Origin of the sequence: Duganella vulcania (assembly GCF_009857655.1) — a bacterium.
In the GTDB taxonomy this organism is placed as follows: domain Bacteria; phylum Pseudomonadota; class Gammaproteobacteria; order Burkholderiales; family Burkholderiaceae_D; genus Rugamonas; species Rugamonas vulcania.
In genome coordinates, this window is record NZ_WWCX01000029.1 from 38,236 (window position 1) to 54,923 (window position 16,688).

Annotated in this window: 19 protein-coding genes, 1 tRNA gene and 1 pseudogene; 6 read left to right on the top strand and 15 right to left on the bottom strand. The window is 63.1% G+C overall.

Annotated features, from left to right (window positions below):
- Positions 1-12 precede the first annotated feature (12 nt).
- Positions 13-507 carry a peptide-methionine (R)-S-oxide reductase MsrB gene (gene msrB, locus GTP90_RS17230; RefSeq protein ID WP_161084705.1) on the bottom strand — a complete coding sequence of 165 codons (495 nt, stop codon included), beginning with the start codon at positions 505-507 and terminating at the stop codon, positions 13-15.
- 151 nt (positions 508-658) lie between these two features.
- On the opposite strand from msrB, the gene GTP90_RS17235 reads away from it, so the two are divergent.
- Positions 659-1,375, top strand: coding sequence for a response regulator transcription factor (locus GTP90_RS17235; RefSeq protein ID WP_161084706.1), 717 nt, complete (start codon positions 659-661; stop codon positions 1,373-1,375).
- Positions 1,372-2,865 (top strand): sensor histidine kinase, encoded by a 1,494-nt coding sequence (locus GTP90_RS17240; RefSeq protein WP_161084707.1) that lies wholly within the window; start codon positions 1,372-1,374, stop codon positions 2,863-2,865. Before GTP90_RS17235 ends, GTP90_RS17240 begins: the two co-directional genes overlap by 4 nt.
- Here GTP90_RS17240 and GTP90_RS17245 read toward each other — a convergent pair.
- Positions 2,862-3,665: an AraC family transcriptional regulator gene (locus tag GTP90_RS17245; RefSeq protein ID WP_161084708.1), complete on the bottom strand. Its 804-nt coding sequence runs from the start codon at positions 3,663-3,665 to the stop codon at positions 2,862-2,864. The genes GTP90_RS17240 and GTP90_RS17245 overlap by 4 nt on opposite strands.
- A gap of 113 nt (positions 3,666-3,778) precedes the next feature.
- Here GTP90_RS17245 and GTP90_RS17250 point away from each other — a divergent pair, with 113 nt between their 5' ends.
- On the top strand, positions 3,779-4,933 hold the full coding sequence (locus tag GTP90_RS17250; protein ID WP_217431994.1) for an MFS transporter: 1,155 nt from the start codon (positions 3,779-3,781) through the stop codon (positions 4,931-4,933).
- A 6-nt stretch (positions 4,934-4,939) separates the two neighbouring features.
- On the opposite strand, the gene dbpA is transcribed toward GTP90_RS17250, so the two are convergent.
- The 6 genes from dbpA to GTP90_RS17280 form a co-directional block, all read right to left on the bottom strand.
- The gene (gene dbpA / locus GTP90_RS17255; protein WP_161084710.1) at positions 4,940-6,349 is read right to left on the bottom strand and encodes an ATP-dependent RNA helicase DbpA; all 1,410 of its coding nucleotides are present in this window, start codon (positions 6,347-6,349) and stop codon (positions 4,940-4,942) included.
- A 73-nt stretch (positions 6,350-6,422) separates the two neighbouring features.
- Positions 6,423-6,647 carry a hypothetical protein gene (locus tag GTP90_RS17260; protein WP_161084711.1) on the bottom strand — a complete coding sequence of 75 codons (225 nt, stop codon included), beginning with the start codon at positions 6,645-6,647 and terminating at the stop codon, positions 6,423-6,425.
- Between the two features lie 136 nt (positions 6,648-6,783).
- Positions 6,784-8,448 carry an acid phosphatase gene (locus GTP90_RS17265; protein ID WP_161084712.1) on the bottom strand — a complete coding sequence of 555 codons (1,665 nt, stop codon included), beginning with the start codon at positions 8,446-8,448 and terminating at the stop codon, positions 6,784-6,786.
- Between the two features lie 72 nt (positions 8,449-8,520).
- Positions 8,521-8,754 carry an AbrB/MazE/SpoVT family DNA-binding domain-containing protein gene (locus GTP90_RS17270; RefSeq protein WP_161084713.1) on the bottom strand — a complete coding sequence of 78 codons (234 nt, stop codon included), beginning with the start codon at positions 8,752-8,754 and terminating at the stop codon, positions 8,521-8,523.
- 321 nt (positions 8,755-9,075) lie between these two features.
- Positions 9,076-9,459 (bottom strand): type II toxin-antitoxin system RnlB family antitoxin, encoded by a 384-nt coding sequence (locus GTP90_RS17275; RefSeq protein ID WP_161084714.1) that lies wholly within the window; start codon positions 9,457-9,459, stop codon positions 9,076-9,078.
- Positions 9,456-10,499 carry a type II toxin-antitoxin system RnlA family toxin gene (locus tag GTP90_RS17280; protein ID WP_161084715.1) on the bottom strand — a complete coding sequence of 348 codons (1,044 nt, stop codon included), beginning with the start codon at positions 10,497-10,499 and terminating at the stop codon, positions 9,456-9,458. The genes GTP90_RS17275 and GTP90_RS17280 overlap by 4 nt, the downstream gene beginning before the upstream one ends.
- A gap of 189 nt (positions 10,500-10,688) precedes the next feature.
- On the opposite strand from GTP90_RS17280, the pseudogene GTP90_RS36975 reads away from it, so the two are divergent.
- Positions 10,689-10,904: pseudogene (locus GTP90_RS36975) on the top strand (transposase); the annotation flags it as partial.
- Positions 10,905-10,947: 43 nt separating this feature from the next.
- On the top strand, positions 10,948-11,142 hold the full coding sequence (locus tag GTP90_RS37600) for an integrase core domain-containing protein (RefSeq protein WP_161084716.1): 195 nt from the start codon (positions 10,948-10,950) through the stop codon (positions 11,140-11,142).
- Positions 11,143-11,258: 116 nt separating this feature from the next.
- Here the strand turns inward: GTP90_RS37600 and GTP90_RS17290 are convergent.
- The 6 genes from GTP90_RS17290 to GTP90_RS17315 form a co-directional block, all read right to left on the bottom strand.
- Positions 11,259-11,335: transfer RNA gene (locus GTP90_RS17290), tRNA-Met, on the bottom strand.
- A 104-nt stretch (positions 11,336-11,439) separates the two neighbouring features.
- Positions 11,440-12,033 (bottom strand): DUF6630 family protein, encoded by a 594-nt coding sequence (locus GTP90_RS17295; protein WP_161084717.1) that lies wholly within the window; start codon positions 12,031-12,033, stop codon positions 11,440-11,442.
- 77 nt (positions 12,034-12,110) lie between these two features.
- Positions 12,111-13,280, bottom strand: coding sequence for a methyltransferase (locus GTP90_RS17300; RefSeq protein ID WP_161084718.1), 1,170 nt, complete (start codon positions 13,278-13,280; stop codon positions 12,111-12,113).
- Positions 13,281-13,393: 113 nt separating this feature from the next.
- Positions 13,394-14,302, bottom strand: coding sequence for a hypothetical protein (locus GTP90_RS17305; RefSeq protein ID WP_161084719.1), 909 nt, complete (start codon positions 14,300-14,302; stop codon positions 13,394-13,396).
- A 77-nt stretch (positions 14,303-14,379) separates the two neighbouring features.
- Positions 14,380-14,589, bottom strand: a complete 210-nt coding sequence (locus GTP90_RS17310; protein ID WP_008449977.1) for a hypothetical protein — start codon at positions 14,587-14,589, stop codon at positions 14,380-14,382.
- A 57-nt stretch (positions 14,590-14,646) separates the two neighbouring features.
- Positions 14,647-15,225 carry a putative metalloprotease CJM1_0395 family protein gene (locus tag GTP90_RS17315; RefSeq protein WP_161084720.1) on the bottom strand — a complete coding sequence of 193 codons (579 nt, stop codon included), beginning with the start codon at positions 15,223-15,225 and terminating at the stop codon, positions 14,647-14,649.
- Positions 15,226-15,372: 147 nt separating this feature from the next.
- Here GTP90_RS17315 and GTP90_RS36440 point away from each other — a divergent pair, with 147 nt between their 5' ends.
- The gene (locus GTP90_RS36440) at positions 15,373-15,528 is read left to right on the top strand and encodes a hypothetical protein (protein WP_175048123.1); all 156 of its coding nucleotides are present in this window, start codon (positions 15,373-15,375) and stop codon (positions 15,526-15,528) included.
- A 6-nt stretch (positions 15,529-15,534) separates the two neighbouring features.
- Here the strand turns inward: GTP90_RS36440 and GTP90_RS17320 are convergent, their stop codons facing one another.
- Positions 15,535-16,686, bottom strand: coding sequence for a serine hydrolase domain-containing protein (locus GTP90_RS17320; RefSeq protein ID WP_161084721.1), 1,152 nt, complete (start codon positions 16,684-16,686; stop codon positions 15,535-15,537).
- Between the last annotated feature and the right edge of the window lie 2 nt (positions 16,687-16,688).

A 16,688-nucleotide genomic window follows, 5' to 3' on the forward strand; every position in this document is an offset into this window, starting at 1 on the left:
TATGGCCCTCCCTTAAGCCGCGCCGGGCGTGAACGTCAACGCCAGGCCGTCGATGCAGTACCGGAGGCCGGTTGGTTCCGGGCCGTCGTCGAACACGTCGCCCAGGTGACCGCCGCAGCGGCGGCACTGCACCTCGACGCCACGGAAGCCCAGCGATGTCGTACGGCTGGTGAACACGCCGCGTTCCAGCGGCTTCCAGAAACTGGGCCAGCCGGTGCCGCTGTCGAATTTGGCGGCGGACGAGAACAACGGGTTCTGGCAACCGGCGCAAATGAACTTGCCGGCCCGGTGCTCCTTGTAGAGCGGGCTGCTGAACGGCCGCTCCGTGCCGCCGCGCCGCAGTATCTCGTACTGCGCGGGCGAGAGCAGGGCGCGCCATTCGGCATCGGTGTGGGTCACTTCCCAGGTGGGAGCCGGGCCGGCATTGGCCGCGCGCCATTTTAGAGCTGCGGCGCCCGCCATCAGGGCTGCGCCGCCAGTGAGGAGAAATTTGCGTCTGGAAGTCATACATACTCCATGAAGTGGAATGTCGATGGAGCCATTTTGGCCCGGCGCGGATGGCGAAATCCTCACGTAAACTTCAATTAAATGTGATACTTTCCAGCGCAGGAATCCCGCACAATGGCGGCACCAAGACTTTTACCCGGCCCGACTGACTATGGATTTACCAAAACGCGTCCTGATCGTAGAGGATGATATGCCCATCGCCGACCTGCTGCGCCTGCACTTGCAGGACGAAGGCTACCAGGTCACCCACTGCGCCGACGGCAACCAGGGACTGGCCCAGTTGCGCACCAGCGGCTGGGATGCGCTGATCCTCGACCTGATGCTGCCCGGCGTGGACGGACTGGAAATCTGCCGCCAGGCGCGGGCGATGGCGACCTACACGCCCATCATCATCACCAGCGCGCGTTCCAGCGAAGTGCACCGCATCCTCGGCCTGGAGCTGGGCGCGGACGATTATCTCGTCAAGCCGTTCTCGGTGCTAGAGCTGGTGGCACGCGTGAAGGCATTGCTGCGCCGGGCCGACGCCATGGCCCGCAACCAGCGCAACGAAGCCGGCGCGCTGGAACTGAACGGCGTGCGTCTCGATCCACTGACCCGGCAGGCGCAGGTCGAAGGCCGCCCGCTGGACCTGACGCCGCGCGAATTCGACCTGCTCTACTTCTTCGTCAAGCATCCCGAAAAAGTGTTCTCGCGGCTGGACCTGCTCAACCAGGTGTGGGGCTACCAGCACGACGGCTACGAGCACACGGTCAACACCCACATCAACCGCCTGCGCGCCAAGATCGAGGCCGATCCCGCCGATCCGGCCCGCATCCTGACCGTATGGGGCAAGGGCTACCGCTTCGCGCACGGCGGACCTGCGGCATGAACCTGACTCTTTCCCAGCGCCTGTCGCTGGTGTTTTCGGTTCTGCTGCTGGCCTGCTGCGGCGCGTCCGCGTGGCTGCAGATCCGCGCCAACATCATGCATGAGAAGGAGGTGGTGCAGGGCCTGTCGCGCGGCCTGGCGCGCAGCATCGCGCTGGACGCGCAGCTGATGCATGCGGACAGCGATCCAGCTCCGGAAACTGGCGCGCCGGCCAGCGAGGGCCTCGGCCCCGAAGCCGTGCGCCGCCTGTTCGGGCAACTGATGGTGGTCAATCCCAACGTCGAGGTCTACCTGCTCGACCTGGAAGGCCGCATCGTCGGCCACGCCGCGCCGGCCGGCCACCTGAAGCGCGACCACGTCAACCTTGAGCCCATCCAACGCCTGCTGGACAACCAGCCCTTGCCGATACAGGGCGACGACCCGCGCAGCGAAACGGGACGCAAGGTGTTCAGCGCGGCCGTGCTGCGCATGGGCGAGCGCAAGGTTGGCTACATCTACGTCATCCTGCAAAGCGAGGAGCACGACCGCCTTGCCGCCCGCGCCACCGCCAGTTCGGTGCTGCGCACGACGCTGTGGTCGATGGCCATCGTGGCCTTGCTTGGCCTGGTGGCCGGCCTGGTCGCCTTCCGCCTGATCACGCGGCCGCTGCACCGGCTGGCCGACACCATGCGCCAGCTGGACACCAAGGCCGAACAACTGGCGCTGCCGCCGCCCAACGCCGGCGGGGGGCGCGACGAGATCGCGATTCTGGAGCATGCCTACGGCGAGATGGCCGCGCGCATCAACGAGCAATGGCAGACGGTGCGCCAGTTGGACCACGAACGCCGCGAAGTGGTGGCGAACATCTCGCACGATCTGCGCACGCCGCTCGGTTCCCTGCACGGCTATCTGGAGACACTGTCGCTGAAGGATGAAACGCTGGACGCGCCTGGCCGCCAGCACTACCTTGGCATCGCGCTGGCGCAGAGCCGCAAGGTGGGGCGCCTGGCGCAGGCCCTGTTCGAACTGGCGCGCCTGGAGCATGGCGCGGTGGCGCCCGAAATCGAATCCTTCTCGTTGAGCGATCTGATACAGGACGTGTTCCAGAAATTCGAATTGCGGGCGGAGGAAAAGCAGCTGCAGCTGAACGCCGTGCTGCCGCATCCCGCGCCGATGGTGCGTGCGGACCTGGGCATGATAGAGCGCGTGCTGACCAACTTGTTCGACAACGCGATCCGCCACACGCCGCCCGGCGGTACGGTGGAGATCGAGGTGGAGCAGGACGCGCAGGGCCACATCAGCATCACCGTCAGCGACACCGGGCCGGGCATCCCGGCGGACATGGAAGAAGTGCTGTTCCGCCGCCCATTCGCGCTGCGCGGCGAGCGCAGGGAAGGGGGCCTGGGCCTGCTGATCGTCAGCCGCATCCTGCAGCTGCACGGCAGCGGCATCGAGTTGGTCCGCGTGCCGCAGCGCGGTGCCGTGTTCCGCTTTACGCTGGCGACGGTCTAGGCGCGCTGCAGCGGCGCGCGCCAGCTGCCCAGGTAGTGCTGCGGCGTTTTGCCGAGGATGCGGCGGAACATCGCGCTGAATGCGCTCGGGCTGGCGTAACCCAGCGCCGCCGAGATCTCGCCGACGCTGTCGCCGCGTTCCAGCCTTCCGAAGGCTTCGGCCAGGTGCACCTGCTGCACCCACTGGCGGTAATGCAGGCCGGTCTCTTTCGGGAACAGGCGTATCAAGGTGCGCGCGCTGGCGCCGGCTTCGGCGGCCCAGTCCTCGATGGTGCGCGGGCTGCCCGGATCGGCCATGATGGCTTCGCACACGGCCAGCAGGCGGCGGTCGCGCGGCCAGGGGATCGCGATCGGCACCGTCTCCGCCGCCGCCAGCTCGGACAGGATCAGCATCGCCAGATGCTCGCCGCGGCCGGGCAGCGGATATTCGATGGGTTCATCCAGCAGCGCCAGTATCAGCTCGCGCAAGAGCGGGCTCACTTCGATCACGCGGCAAACATCGCCGAAGGCCTGCGCCGTTTTGGCTTCGACGTAAATCGTCCGCATTGTCACCTTGCCCAACGACGTCCATTGATGCACCACGCCGGGCGGAATGAACAGCGCACGGCGCGGCGGCAGTATCCACACGCCGAAGTCGGTCTTCACCTTCATCAGCCCCTCGGTGGCATACAGCAGCTGCGCGCGTTCGTGGCTGTGCGGCCGTGCCGATACGCCGTGTTCCGCGTCGCGCGCCATCGCCGTGACGACGCGCGGAACGCGCTGGTAATCGCGATGGTCGCTGCTGCGGTGGAGAGCTTTCATATGTCACTTATTCGACGAAAGTTGGAATAGATCGGGTTTGCAGCCATATTACACTGGGCGGCATGAATACATCCACTCTCTCTTCCTCCAGCCGTCCCCACGGGGACACCGTCATGTCCATCCTCGGCGCGGTCGCCCTGGTCCACCTGCTGAACGACCTGACGCAAGCCATGCTGCCGTCAATCTACCCGATGCTGAAGGCGCAGTTTGGCCTGACGTTCACGCAGGTCGGCCTGATCACGCTGACCTTCCAGTGCACCGCTTCGCTGCTGCAGCCGTGGATAGGCCTCTACACCGACCGCCGTCCCATGCCCTTCCTGCTGCCGCTCGGGATGGTCGCCACACTGATCGGCGTGCTGATGATGTCCGTCGCCGGCACGTTCCCCGCCTTGCTGGTGGCGTCCGCGCTGATCGGCGTCGGTTCCTCGACCTTCCACCCGGAGGCTTCGCGCGTGGCGCGCATCGCCTCGGGTGGGCGGTTCGGTTTTGCGCAATCGCTGTTCCAGGTGGGCGGCAATGTCGGCTCGGCGCTCGGGCCTTTGCTGGCGGCCGCCGTCATCATCGGCCGTGGACAGGGCAATATCGCCTGGTTCGCGTTGCCGGTGGCGGCGGCGATCATGGTGCTGGCGCACGTCGGTCGCTGGCACAGCGCGCACCTGGCCGGGCTGCCGCGCAAGGCCGCCTCGCATGCCGTGTCGCCTTTACCTAAAGGCCGCGTTTATGGCGCGCTGGCGGTGCTGGCGCTGCTGGTCTTCTCCAAGTACATCTACATGTCCAGCTTGAGCAGCTACTACACCTTCTACCTGATCGATAAATTCGGCCTGTCGGTATCGTCGGCGCAGCTGTACCTGTTCCTGTTTTTGGCGGCGGTGGCGGCGGGCACCTTCATGGGCGGGCCGATCGGCGACCGCATCGGCCGCAAGCGCGTGATCTGGATCTCCATCCTCGGCGCGGCGCCGTTCACGCTGATGCTGCCTTACGTCGACCTGTTCTGGACGGCCGTGCTGTCGGTGGTGATCGGCTTCGTGATCTCGTCGGCGTTTTCCGCCATCGTGGTGTTCGCGCAGGAGCTCATGCCGGGCAAGGTCGGCATGATCGCGGGGATTTTCTTTGGATTGATGTTCGGCGTGAGCGGCATCGGCGCCGCCGCCATGGGGCATATCGCCGACGTGGCCGGCATCGCCTATGTGTATAAACTGTGTTCGTTCCTGCCGCTGCTGGGCATACTGACGGTGCTGCTGCCGCATATACCGCAGCAGCACCGCTAGGCCGGATCAGGCGTCGATGAAGCGCATCTTGAAGTTGCGGCCCTTGATGGCGCCGAAGTCGCCGCCCAGCGGGTTGTTCTTGCTGAGACGCTCGAAGGCATCGTAGGCCACGCGGCGGTCGATCGCCACGTAGGTCTGGAACTCGAACACGTTGATCTTGCCGACTTGTTCCTTCGAGAGGCCGGCGTCGCCGGTCAGGGCGCCCAGCAGGTCGCCCGGACGCAGCTTGTCCTTCTTGCCGCCCGAGATCACCAGCGTCATCATCGGCGCCGGATCGACGCCGTAGTCGTTTTCGTCCAGCGAATTCAGGTCGAACCATTCGACCGGCGCGTTCTGGTATTCCTCGATCAGCTTGACCCACTTCTTCTCGTTCGGCGCGCACAGCGACAGGGCCAGGCCTTGTTCGCCGCCACGGCCGGTGCGGCCCACGCGGTGGATGTGCACCTCGGTGTCCTTCGACACGTCGACGTTGATCACCGCTTCCAGGTTCGGGATGTCCAGGCCGCGCGCGGCGACGTCGGTGGCCACCAGCACGGAGCAGCTGCGGTTGGCGAACAGCACCAGGATCTCGTCGCGTTCGCGCTGTTCCAGTTCGCCGTACAGCGCCAGCGCCGAGAAGCCTTTCGATTGCAGCTCTTCCACCAGCTCACGGCACTGCACCCTGGTGTTGCAGAAGGCGATGGCCGATACCGGCTTGTAGTGGCCCAGCAGGCGCGCCACGGCGGCGTTGCGCTCGTCGAAGCCGATCTCGAAGAACAGCTGCTCGATCTGGCTGTTGTCGTGCTGCGCCTCGACCGTCACTTCGACCGGATCGGCCAGGAAGGAATCGGTGGCGCGGCGGATGTCGTCCGGGTAGGTGGCCGAGAACAGCAAGGTCTGGCGGCGCTTCGGACAGGCGCTGACGATGCCGGCGATTTCGTCGTAGAAGCCCATGTCGGTCATGCGGTCCGCTTCGTCCAGCACCAGCGTCTCGACCTTGGACAGGTCCAGCGTGCCGCGGCCCAGGTGGTCGCGCACGCGGCCCGGCGTGCCGACCACGATGTGGGCGCCGTGTTCCAGCGAAGCGATTTGAGGACGCATCGGCGAGCCGCCGGTCAGCACCAGCACCTTGACGTTGCCGGTGGCGCGGGCCAGGCGGCGCAGTTCATTGGCCACCTGGTCGGCCAGTTCGCGGGTAGGGCACAGCACCAGCGCCTGCACGGCGAACCACGCGGGATTGAGCTTGGCCAGGATGCCGATGCCGAAGGCCGCAGTCTTGCCGCTGCCGGTCTTGGCCTGGGCGATCAGGTCGCGCCCCTCCAGCACCGACGGCAGGCTTTGCGCCTGGATCGTGGTCATCTCCTTGTAGCCGAGCGAATCGAGGTTGTCGAGCAGGGTTTGGGCCAGCGGCAGGCTGGAAAAAGCGGTGGATGTCATGGTGTCAGACCTGTTCAAAAAGGACGTGGTCACAGTCTAACAGGCTCGCTGACGCTGTGATATCGGGGTTGTATTAGTTTGGCGCCCACACCGGCAAGCCGGTGAGGTCCAGGTTTTCGTCGCGCACCCAGACCGGCAGGCCGGTGGTGTCGGTCGGCTCGAGCAGTTCGAGCTGCACCTGCTTGAGTGTGGAACGCTTGCCGCGCGGCGCCGGCGGGCGCTTCGCTTCCGGTTCGAGCGGCGCGGCCGGGCTGAAGCCGGGCAGGTCGAACGTGGCGTTGTCTTTTTTATCTCTCATTCTTAAATCTCGTGCCCACGGCGCTTGTGAAAATGCGCCGCTCAAAACAAAAGCCCGGCTGCAGCAGTCGGGCTCAGTAAGTAAGTCGCGGATTGTAACACAGAGGTGCTACCGCCCGCACTAACTCGTCGGAAGCTTAGCGGAAGCTCAGCGTGGCCGTCAGGTCGCCCGGCGGCAGCGCGTTGCGGGCCGCGAAGGCTTCGTTGCGCAGCTTGAGGCCTTGCAGCAGCGGCAGGCCATGCAGACGTGTGATGAAGCGCAGGATCGAGGTGGTGTCGTAGAAGGTGTGGTCGACCTGGCCCTTCTTGGCATACGGCGAAATGACGATGGCCGGAATGCGCGAGCCCGGCCCCCAGCGGTCGCCCTTGGGCGGCGCCACGTGATCCCACCAGCCGCCGTTTTCGTCGAAGGTCACCACGATCACCATGTCTTTCCACTGCGGGGACTTCTTCAGGTGCTCGATCACGTTGGCGATGTGGGCGTCGCCGGATTCCACATCCGAGTAACCGGCGTGCAGGTTCAGGTTCCCTTGCGGCTTGTAGAAGGTCACGGCGGGCAGCTTGCCGGCGACAACGTCGGCCAGGAATTTGTTCGAGATCGGGCTGTCGCCAAGGCCGCCGTCGCGCAGGTGCTCGGCGCGCGCGGCGGTGCCGGGCGCGAATTGTTTGAAGTAATTGAACGGCTGGTGGTGGTACTGGAAGTTCGGCTTCTCGCCGCCGCCGCGCGCGTCGAGCGCGGCCTGCCACGCGCCGCCGTACCACGCCCAGCTGACCTTCTTGGCCGACAGCAGGTCGCCGATGGTGTCATAGCTTTGCGGCGGCAGCGTGCCGGCGTCGTTCGGATCGGCCAGCAGCGGGTCGCCGTCGAAGGCAGGGCGGATGTAGCTGGGCTGATAGGGCGGGGCCATGGTGTTGACCGCGTAGCCGTCCGGCGTGATGGCGCCGTTGTTGACGTAGATTGGCATGCCGTCCATCGCCGACGCCGGGCTGTCCTTGGTCACGGACAGGCGCATGCCGGTCGGGCCGTCGTCCAGCACCGCGATCTTCTTCTTGGCGGCGGTGTCCCTGGCGTTGAAGTATTCGGGCGTGCGGCCGCTGATCAGGAACTGGTGGTTCAGGTAGGAGCCGCCGAAGGCCGCCATGAAGAAGTTATCGCACAGCGTGTACTGCTCGGCGATCTTCCACAGGCCGAGGTTCTTGCTGGTCTCGCCGTAGTAGCCCATGACCATGCCGCCGGTGTTGCCCCAGGCCGCGAAGCCGTCGTTCTTGCCGCCGTTGATCTGCATCTGGTTCTGGTAGAACAGGTGCCACAGGTCGCGCGTGATCACGGCTTCGGGCAGCGGCTTGCCTTCGGTGTCGACCAGTTTGAACGGGCCGTTCGGCAGGCCCTTGATGTCGTCTTCCTTGAGCGCGTATTTTTTGCCGCCGATGTCCTGGGTGTTCGGCACCATGCCGCCCCAGACTTTGGGCAGCGCCGGCAGCACGGAGCCGTCGCGGTCGCGCTGCTGGCAGGCGGCGGCGGTGGCGGTCGACAGCGGCGCGGCGGTGCCGGGGAAGTTGGCGAACAGGTTGTTGAAGCTGCGGTTTTCCAGATAGATCACGACCACGTTCTTGACGTGGGCTTTCAGCTTGGCGTCCAGCGAGCCTTTGACGGCGGCCGGCGTGGCGGTGGCGGCTTCGCTCAGCGCGGGCAGGGAAGCAGCCATGCCGGTGGCGGCAGCGGCCTGGAAGATGCGGCGGCGCGATGGATTGGCGGGAGCATCCTGCTCATTTTGTGCTGATAACTGGACCTGATCCTTCACACGCGCCTCCTTGGCAGACTGAAAACGCGATTGTGACAGTTTTATGGCGGGTTGGGTATGGGGGGGCGGCCGCTACCATGCTTCGTTTCCGGCGGCTGGGCCATCCAGCGGCAGGTTGTGACGATTTTCGGGAGTGATGCGGGCGATCAGATCTTCGAGGTTGGCGGCTGGTAATTCCAGCGATAGTCGTCCGATGGAGACTTCGAGGTTTAGTTCTTGGCCGATCTGAAATCCAGACGCCTTTAACGCGGTGGCAGGAATCCGTAAAGCAGCACTGTTGCCCCATCTTGAAACCTTGACCAGCATCTCGACCTCCATTTTGTATTTTATACAAAAAGGGAGAAAGAAGCGCGCGGCTTGATAGGCCGAGAGGTCTCCTTGGGCTGAAATGGACGAGTGCTAGTCCATCATGCGGCCAAGCCAGGGAGTGATTTTTGTTCCTGCTCAATTACGAAACGCCACAGTTTTTTTGAGTATCTTGCCGAATGCGTCACCTGCGTCTACCTGCAATGCTGGTATCAAAAAGGCGATTTGCTGACCCTGTTTAGGGTGGGACCAAGTCAGAGACGGCCGGAATCGGGCTAGTGTAACCGCTTCCCGCGTGACATGCTCTTCATGCGAGCTATGTTAGGCAAGTGCGTGAGCACTCGATTTGATGCGGTGCTGTGCAGCAGAGGATAGGACGCTATTTTTCAATGCCGCTGGATGCGTTGCATAAAAGCGTTGACAGAACTCAAGGACAGTACTGCTCAATGTAGTGATAGAAGCTGGTTTGGCCTTCAACCAATGTAGCTGATGACCGTCAAACTTTAAGCGTAGGAAGCGACGGGATGATTCGCCATTGGTGATCAGAAGATCAAGCAAAACATCGCCCTCATATCCTCTTGAAAGAAGGGTTTTTTCCAACTCAGCCATGTAGGAGTCTGGGCGAGCACTATCCAAAGAGAAGCAAATAACTGCTTGTCCCTCCGGTGCTGCCAAGACTTCGAAATGTTTGCTGAGTCGTTTCATTTTGGGATCTGAGATGCGGTCTGCTCGATTGTCCTCAAAACATCATGCACGATACTGACAGCTTCTTGTTTTTGTTCAATAATTCGCGATAGCTCAACATTTGCATCAGCATGGAAGAGGCTATGCCGATGTCTATTATATAAGTCATATGACTTTTCCACAGCGGCAACAGTGTGCTGGCAGTTGATTTTCGCACAAACGCCACTTTTGAGCTTGGGGCCATTGAAACTACTGCCAAAGCCGACAACGTTCTTGATGGGCATGCCATGCTCAGCCATGAGTGCTTTCATATAGGCCTCCAAGCCTTTGAGCGCCGGGTAAGCGAATGCCGAATAATCGGTTAACTCTACGTTCAGCTTCATCAGGGCGAGCGACGGTGCGATGATTGCGGCACCGGCATCTCCAAGTATTTCTACGGCACTAGGCGTCCACTGTTTAAGCTCTTCCAGCAAGTCTTTTGCTTTCACTTGCGGAAGGTCAAACGCTACCAGTTGGGCTTGGACAATTGCCTGCTTGTCCGGAGCAAGCTCACACAACACTGACGATACTATGCCATAGACTTCTCTTGCTTTGCCTTGCATCAAGAACCGTCCGGTGTTGTAACGGTGAATGACTACCTCGTCTCCATGAGCTTTTTTAACTCTAAAGCGAACTCCATGCTCTAGCTGCTCTTGCGTCACTTGGAATTTCCAATCATCGCTAAGATGATCTAGCATGAACTGCCAGTCTTTCTCAGTAATCTGCTGAAGCACAAGCGGACGCTGCTCATACTCCGTCTTCTTGCAAGTGTTGGCGACATGCTCAGCCACTGCGCGCGACAGATCTTGATTTTTCCCCACGGTGGGGGTGAGCGTTATAGTGCCATCAACGCGATGATACACGTGCAGCAAAGCGGGCAAAGCATCAGGAGTACTCAGTTGATACTCGGTGAACTTTTCCTTAACAGTCGGGCCATCAACCTTCATATCGCCACGAAAGTCTCTGATAGCAGCGTCAATTTTGCTGGCATCAAGAAAAATGGAGTTCAGTTTTGCTGTCATTAGATTCCGGCACCATGTCTAAAGGATGCACATTGATGTTATAAGTTAATCTACAATTTTACCAGAAGTTTTCCGTCCATCATCACTTGTCTGATCTGCATTGACGAAATTAGCCACTCCGGAAGCGAGGTTTTTGGTCAATAGTTACTGTGCGGTAGGGGTTTGACCAGGAAGCGCAACCATTTTCCGATAGAACAAATAATATCCGTCTTAAAACAAGCCGAACTGGGCACTGTGGTTGACGGTGTTGTCCGGCAGTTCGGCATTTCTGAGTAGGCTTTTTATCGCTGGAAGAAATGGTATGGCGGTATGCAATCCGGAGGCATGCGGGAGCTCAAGATGTAGCCAGAAAACGCGCGGTTAAAGAAACTGGTAGCTGAGTTGAGTCTGGGCAAAGCGATCCTGTAAGATGTTGCGTAAAAAAAGGCGGGGCGGTCCGCGCTGAAACGTGAGGTTCAGTGGATCGCTACATGATGAATGCATCAACGTCCACTGGTTCACCTGTTTGATCGAGGTCCAAGCCATCGTGGAGACATGGCGCTTGGACGACAATGAGGTTCGGCCTTGCTTGGTTCCCAAAGGCCAAAACCCGATGGTCTTCGTTCGGAGTGCGGTTTCTGGAGGGCTTGAAATAGGCCGTTGAGCGAGCAAAATTCTCGAAACCAGAGTGTCTATGGAATCTCAGCGGATCACTAAATGGCGCACAAGGGGAAGTAAAAAGCCGTCGATTTCTGAAAGAAATCAACGGCTTATCGAATCTGGTTGCGGGGACAGGATTTGAACCTGTGACCTTCGGGTTATGAGCCCGACGAGCTGCCAGACTGCTCCACCCCGCGTCTGAGGCCCGAATTATACATAGACCTTTGGCGTTCCGCAAGGGTCAAAATAAGAGTCACTTATATTTTGCTGGATTTTTTAAGTGGCGCTTATGTTTCTCGCATCATTCCTCGCCTTGCGTGGCCGCGAAGTCCTCGAAGCCCAGGATCTTCACGCCAGCCTCCCACCCCAGGGTGATCGTCTGCCCGACCGAGGCGGTCTCCATGATGAGGGCGTAGTAGGAATCGGTATCATAGTCCACCATCAGCAGCGACAAAGGCCGTGACGCCAGCCAGTGCGACAGGTCGCGCAGCCCCTGCATGACGGTCTTGCCTTCGTGATCCCACTGCCACACGGGTTCGATGCCACGCGCCGCCAGCATTTCCTGCACCTGCCAGGCGACTTCCTCGCTGGCTTTCCAGTCCACCTGCAGCATGAACCACTGCCCGCGCCGCTGGCCTTCGTCGTCCAGCATGGCGTCGTAAAACAGCCAGCAGATCTCGTCGATGTTGGTCGGCCCGCTGGAATCGTACTTCGCTTCCACATGCCGCACCAGACGTTCGCTTTCCTGTTCGCCGAGGTGGCGCGTGATCAGGCGTGTGAGCCCGCTGGCGCCGGCCTTGTAGCGCGCATACCCTTCATCGCTCAACAGGTCGGAGGGCGGCGGAAGGGGCGCCGCCGGCGGCGGGGAAATGAGCCCGAATAATCGCTTGAACATGGGAGGTTCTCCACGAAGTTGATTTATACGAGCATAGCAGAACTGCAAACTTTGCCTCTTTCAGAGAGGCGCCGGCCCTACGCGGCGGCCAGGCGCCACAGCGACGTGACCTCGGCGGCGCGCGCGGCGTGCAGCGGGTCGGTGGCGTCGGCGGCGCGCGGGTGCGTCGGGCGCACGTCGTGGCGGTCGATGACTTTCAGGCCGGCGGCGGCGATCCATTCCATCAGCTGGTCGCGCGGACGCAGGCCAAGGTGCTCGGCCAGGTCGGACAGAATCAGCCAGCCTTCGCCGCCCGGCGTCAGGTGCGCCGACAGGCCGGCCAGGAAGCCGCGCAGCATGCGGCTGTCCGGATCGTAGACCGCGTACTCGATCGGCGAACTCGGACGCGCCGGCACCCACGGCGGATTACACACCACCAGCGGCGCACGGCCTTCCGGGAACAGGTCCGCCTCCAGCAGCTCGACCTGGCCGTCCAGGTCCAGCCGCGCCAGGTTTTCGCGCGCGCAGCTCAGCGCACGCTGGTCCTGGTCGGTGGCGATGACGCGCGCCACGCCGCGCCTGGCCAGCACCGCCGACAGCACGCCGGTGCCGGCGCCGATATCGTAGGCCAGCTTGACGCCGGCCGGCAGCGGCGTGTTCGCCACCAGCTCCACATACTCGCCGCGCACCGGCGAGAACACGCCGTAGTGCGGGTGGATGCGTGCGTCCAGCGCCGGGATCTCGACGCCGGTGCGGCGCCATTCGTGCGCGCCGATTACGCCCAGCAGCTCGCGCAGCGACGCCACGAACGGTTCCTCGAAGCGGCCGTAGGCCTCGTTGCAGGCCAGTTGCACGTCCGGTGCGCGGCGCAGCGGGATGGCGTAGCCGGCGTCGAAAGGAATCAGCAGCATGGCCAGCGTACGCGCCCGCTGCGACTGCGCCTGGCGATGCAGGTGGAACGCTTCGGTCGGCGTGGCCGGAGTCTTGGCCGGCTTGGCCTTCTTCGACGGCTTGCCCTTGTGGTCCGCGCGGCGCGCGAGGGCCTGCAGCAGCTGGCGTGCGTTCTGGAAGTCACCGCGCCACAGCAGGGCCGTGCCTTCGCAGGCCAGGCGGTAGGCCACGTCCGCATTGGTGCGGTCGTCGGCGATGACGACGCGCTTCGGCGGCGGCATACCGGCTTCGGAGCGCCAGCGCGCGGCGCACTGCACGCCGTTCTCCTCCCAGTGGATCTGTTGCGGCGTAAGGGAGGCGGTGGTGTGTGCGGACATGTTCGGGGCAATCGGTAGGTGTAATAAGCGGAATGGACAAGCACAAAAAACGCCGGGGATGGTGTTCATCCCTGCCGGCGTTTCGGTGTTGAGGCGCTTATTATACTTGGCGCTTAGCTGTTGGCGTCTTTGACGGGAGCGAGCGAGATCGGATCATCCGCCGGCGCGGGCGTTGCGCTCACGCCCGCAGGGCCGGCCTTGATGGGTTCCTGCGGGGCTTGCGCGCCGTAGGCATCGGCCGCCGATTTGACCTTGTCGGCGGCGGTCGGCGCGCTGTAGGTGTTGGTATCCTTGCTGTCGACCAGGTTGAGCAGGCGCAGCGACAGGTTGCGCAGCGTGTTGCGGTCGATGCCGTCGCTGGTCTTGGCTGGCGCGCTGTCGCCGGTCGACAGCGCCGATTGCAGGTCGCGGCCGATCAGTTTGAACAGGTCGGCCAGGGTGCCGGGGAAGTCGATGTTCGGCACCTGCACCGTCGGCAGGTTGTCGGCGCTGGCGCCGTTGCTGGCCACCGGACGCTTGGCGGTGTTATTGCTGCCGGTGGTCGTGTCCTGGCTGGCGGCGCCGCTCAGTTCCGCGTCGTACTGCACTTCCACTTCAAAGTCGAACTTGCGGCCGTCGGCGGTGGTGATCGTGCCCTTGCCGATGAAGTGCGAGCTGTCGGTCAGGTCGAAGGCGGCGGCGTCGCTGCTGCCGTTCGGGCCCGAGGTGTGCTGCGCGCCGACGGCGAAGGTGGAGCTGGTATCCAGGCTGGCCGAGTCGAAACTGATGGTCGCATCCTTGCCAGAGTCGCCGAACAGCGACTTGGCAAAGCTGCTCAGGAAGTCCTGCGCGAAATCGACGGTGGCGTTGCCGACCGACGCCACGTGCTTTTCCAGGCTGTCCGTGGACAGGGAGGTCGGCGAGGAATCCAGCGCTTTCACCGGCTTGGCGGCGTTGGTTGCCGTGGCCTTGCCGTCGTTGTGTGGATTGGCGCCGTAGAGGGACGACGGCAAAGCGCGGCCGAGAGCAGGTAGGATAGACATGGCAGGTTCCAGCGAAGTCGGTTTGATAATACTTCTATAACGGTGCGCCCGCCGATTTCTTGAGGCCCGCGCAAAGATTAATGATGATGGGTCCAGCCTTCCGGCGCGGCCAGGTAGGAGGCGACGGCGTCTTTCTGGCCGATGGCGTGGTGTTTTACCTCGCCGCAGGCGCAAATGCCCAGGTAAGGCTGGATGTGCGAGCAGGCCGATACCTTTTGCAGGCGGACTTGCACGGCTTTGGCGCACTTGGCGCATTTGAAGGTCAGGGTACGTGGTGCTTTTAACATGGTTGCTCTTCGAGTGACTTGCAAAGGCGGGATTTTATCACTCGGACGCTCGGCCGCTCAGGCGAAGATGTCCAGCTTGGGCTGCGCCACCGGCGGCGCCTCGTAGGCGCGGCGGACCTTGGCGGCATCGCCCGGCCCCGATCCGTTCAGCCGGGCCGCTGCCTGTTCCACCTGCTGCGTCGCCAGTTCGGCGCGGGCTTGCAGCTCCATCTGCTGGGCCTGGGCCGCCACCGAGCGGTCGGCGCCGGAGGGATCGGCCGGCGCCAGCGCCGCCGCCTCGATGGTGCGGGCGCGTTCGATGGTCTCCTGCGGCGTGCGCCCGGGCGAGGTATCGATATGCACTTCGCCGCCGATGGCGTAATCGACGCCGTTCGGTCCGCGCTGGTAGGTGTAGGAGGCGCCGGATGTGGCCAGGCCGCCGGCGGTGGCCAGGTGCGCCTGTTCGTGCTGGCGCACTTCGGTGTCGCGGGCTTTGAGCTGGGATACGAGGGCCAGCGCTTCCGGCGTCAGGTTGGTGGTGGAGCCGCTGGCGGACGAGGTGCGCCCAGGAGCGGCAGGCGACGTCCCCTGCACCGGCGGCGTCGCGCGCGCCGGTGGCTGGTTGGCGGAACTCGGTGATATGGCGCCTATGCTCATGGTGACCCGCGCTGCCTCGTGCTTGTCTTAATGATAGCAAAATTGTAGCAAATGGTTGCAAATTCGCGGCGGCCGGCGCGTCAACTGTGCGGGCCGGCCGGCGTTGAAGGCCTACTGGCGATCATTCTTCCGCAAAGAGGCAAGACCATGAACCAAAACAAGCAACCGAGCAAGGAGTCCGTTCGCCAATGGCTGCAGACGCAGATCGCCGGGCGGCGTCCGCCGCCGGATGCACAGCAGATCCGCCGCGAACTCGGTTGGGATATGCTGAAGATGGAACGGAAGGAGCGGGGCGAACGCTAGGATTTTTTAGTCGCTGACGGTGGCGATCAGTGTGTGCAGCAGCTGGTTGGCCTTGGCGGCCATCGCCTCGGAGCCGTAGTCGCCGGCGGTGATCACCACCGTCAGGTCCAGCTCCGGCACGATGAAGATGCGCTGGCCGCCGTTGCCGAAGGCCGCGCTCCACGGCGTGCGGTGCCCGTGCCAGGCCGCCGTGCCGTCCCACCACTGGTAGCCGTAATGCAGCTCGTCCGGCTGGTTGCCGGGACTTTTGAAGCCCACGCTCAGGCGCGGCTTGAGCGACTCATCCACCCATTCCCCGGCCACGATCTGCTGCCCGTTCCAGCGGCCGTGGTTCAGCATCATCCGTCCCAGCTTGGCCATGTCGCGCGGACGCATGCGCAGTCCCGAGAAGGGCGCCGGCCGGTCGCGCAGGTCGGTCACCCATTCCCATTGCACGATGCCCAGCGGTTCGAACAAGTCCTTGCGCGCCACCTCGATCCACGGCTGCCCACTGACGCGGGTGACGATGTCGGCCAGGATGGTGGTGCCGCCGCCGTTGTAGTTCCAGACGGTGCCCGGTGGCGCCACGATGGGGCGCTCCAGCACATAGCGCAGCTGGTCGGATTTCCAGTACAACCGCAGCTCGTTATTGGGCTGCATGCCTTCGTCCCACTTCCAGCCGCCGCTCATGGTCAGCAGGTGTTCAAGATTGATGGCGTTGAGCTGCGGCGAGCGCAGGTCCTGAAGCTCGGGGTAGTAGTCCAGTACCGGCGTGGTGAGCGCGCCTATTTTGCCGCGCTGCTTCTCGATGCCCACCAGCAGGCTGATGACGCTCTTGCCGATCGAGCGCACGTCGTGCAGCGTATCCGGCCCGAATTCCACCGTCGGCGCGAACGGCGGCCAGATGCCCAGGCCGCGCCGGATTGAGCGGTCCTTGCCGGTGCGGTACATTTCCGCCACCAGCTTGCCGTGGCGTTCGACGACGATGCCGTGGATATTGTCTCCGCCCTCGGCCAGGGCGGTCAGCGTGACGCACAAGGCGTTGGCGTTGAAGCCTTCCGCCTCGGGCGCGGCCACTTCCCAGCCATCGGCCAGTGTGGATGGCGCGGCGCACGGCGCGGCATGCGCCGCGGGCAGCGCGAACGAGAGGCAGAGGCACAAGCGAAGCAGCAGTTTCATGG

Coding starts and splice junctions, on each gene's coding strand:
- GTP90_RS17260 (WP_161084711.1), bottom strand. CDS start 6,647: ATGAGAGATAAAAAAGACAACGCCACGTTCGACCTGCCCGGCTTCAGC.
- GTP90_RS17245 (WP_161084708.1), bottom strand. CDS start 3,665: ATGAAAGCTCTCCACCGCAGCAGCGACCATCGCGATTACCAGCGCGTT.
- GTP90_RS17300 (WP_161084718.1), bottom strand. CDS start 13,280: ATGTCCGCACACACCACCGCCTCCCTTACGCCGCAACAGATCCACTGG.
- GTP90_RS17315 (WP_161084720.1), bottom strand. CDS start 15,225: ATGAGCATAGGCGCCATATCACCGAGTTCCGCCAACCAGCCACCGGCG.
- GTP90_RS17250 (WP_217431994.1), top strand. CDS start 3,779: ATGTCCATCCTCGGCGCGGTCGCCCTGGTCCACCTGCTGAACGACCTG.
- GTP90_RS17320 (WP_161084721.1), bottom strand. CDS start 16,686: ATGAAACTGCTGCTTCGCTTGTGCCTCTGCCTCTCGTTCGCGCTGCCC.
- GTP90_RS17275 (WP_161084714.1), bottom strand. CDS start 9,459: ATGAAACGACTCAGCAAACATTTCGAAGTCTTGGCAGCACCGGAGGGA.
- GTP90_RS17280 (WP_161084715.1), bottom strand. CDS start 10,499: ATGACAGCAAAACTGAACTCCATTTTTCTTGATGCCAGCAAAATTGAC.
- GTP90_RS17305 (WP_161084719.1), bottom strand. CDS start 14,302: ATGTCTATCCTACCTGCTCTCGGCCGCGCTTTGCCGTCGTCCCTCTAC.
- GTP90_RS17235 (WP_161084706.1), top strand. CDS start 659: ATGGATTTACCAAAACGCGTCCTGATCGTAGAGGATGATATGCCCATC.
- GTP90_RS17310 (WP_008449977.1), bottom strand. CDS start 14,589: ATGTTAAAAGCACCACGTACCCTGACCTTCAAATGCGCCAAGTGCGCC.
- GTP90_RS17295 (WP_161084717.1), bottom strand. CDS start 12,033: ATGTTCAAGCGATTATTCGGGCTCATTTCCCCGCCGCCGGCGGCGCCC.
- GTP90_RS17240 (WP_161084707.1), top strand. CDS start 1,372: ATGAACCTGACTCTTTCCCAGCGCCTGTCGCTGGTGTTTTCGGTTCTG.
- msrB (WP_161084705.1), bottom strand. CDS start 507: ATGACTTCCAGACGCAAATTTCTCCTCACTGGCGGCGCAGCCCTGATG.
- GTP90_RS17270 (WP_161084713.1), bottom strand. CDS start 8,754: ATGCTGGTCAAGGTTTCAAGATGGGGCAACAGTGCTGCTTTACGGATT.
- dbpA (WP_161084710.1), bottom strand. CDS start 6,349: ATGACATCCACCGCTTTTTCCAGCCTGCCGCTGGCCCAAACCCTGCTC.
- GTP90_RS36440 (WP_175048123.1), top strand. CDS start 15,373: ATGAACCAAAACAAGCAACCGAGCAAGGAGTCCGTTCGCCAATGGCTG.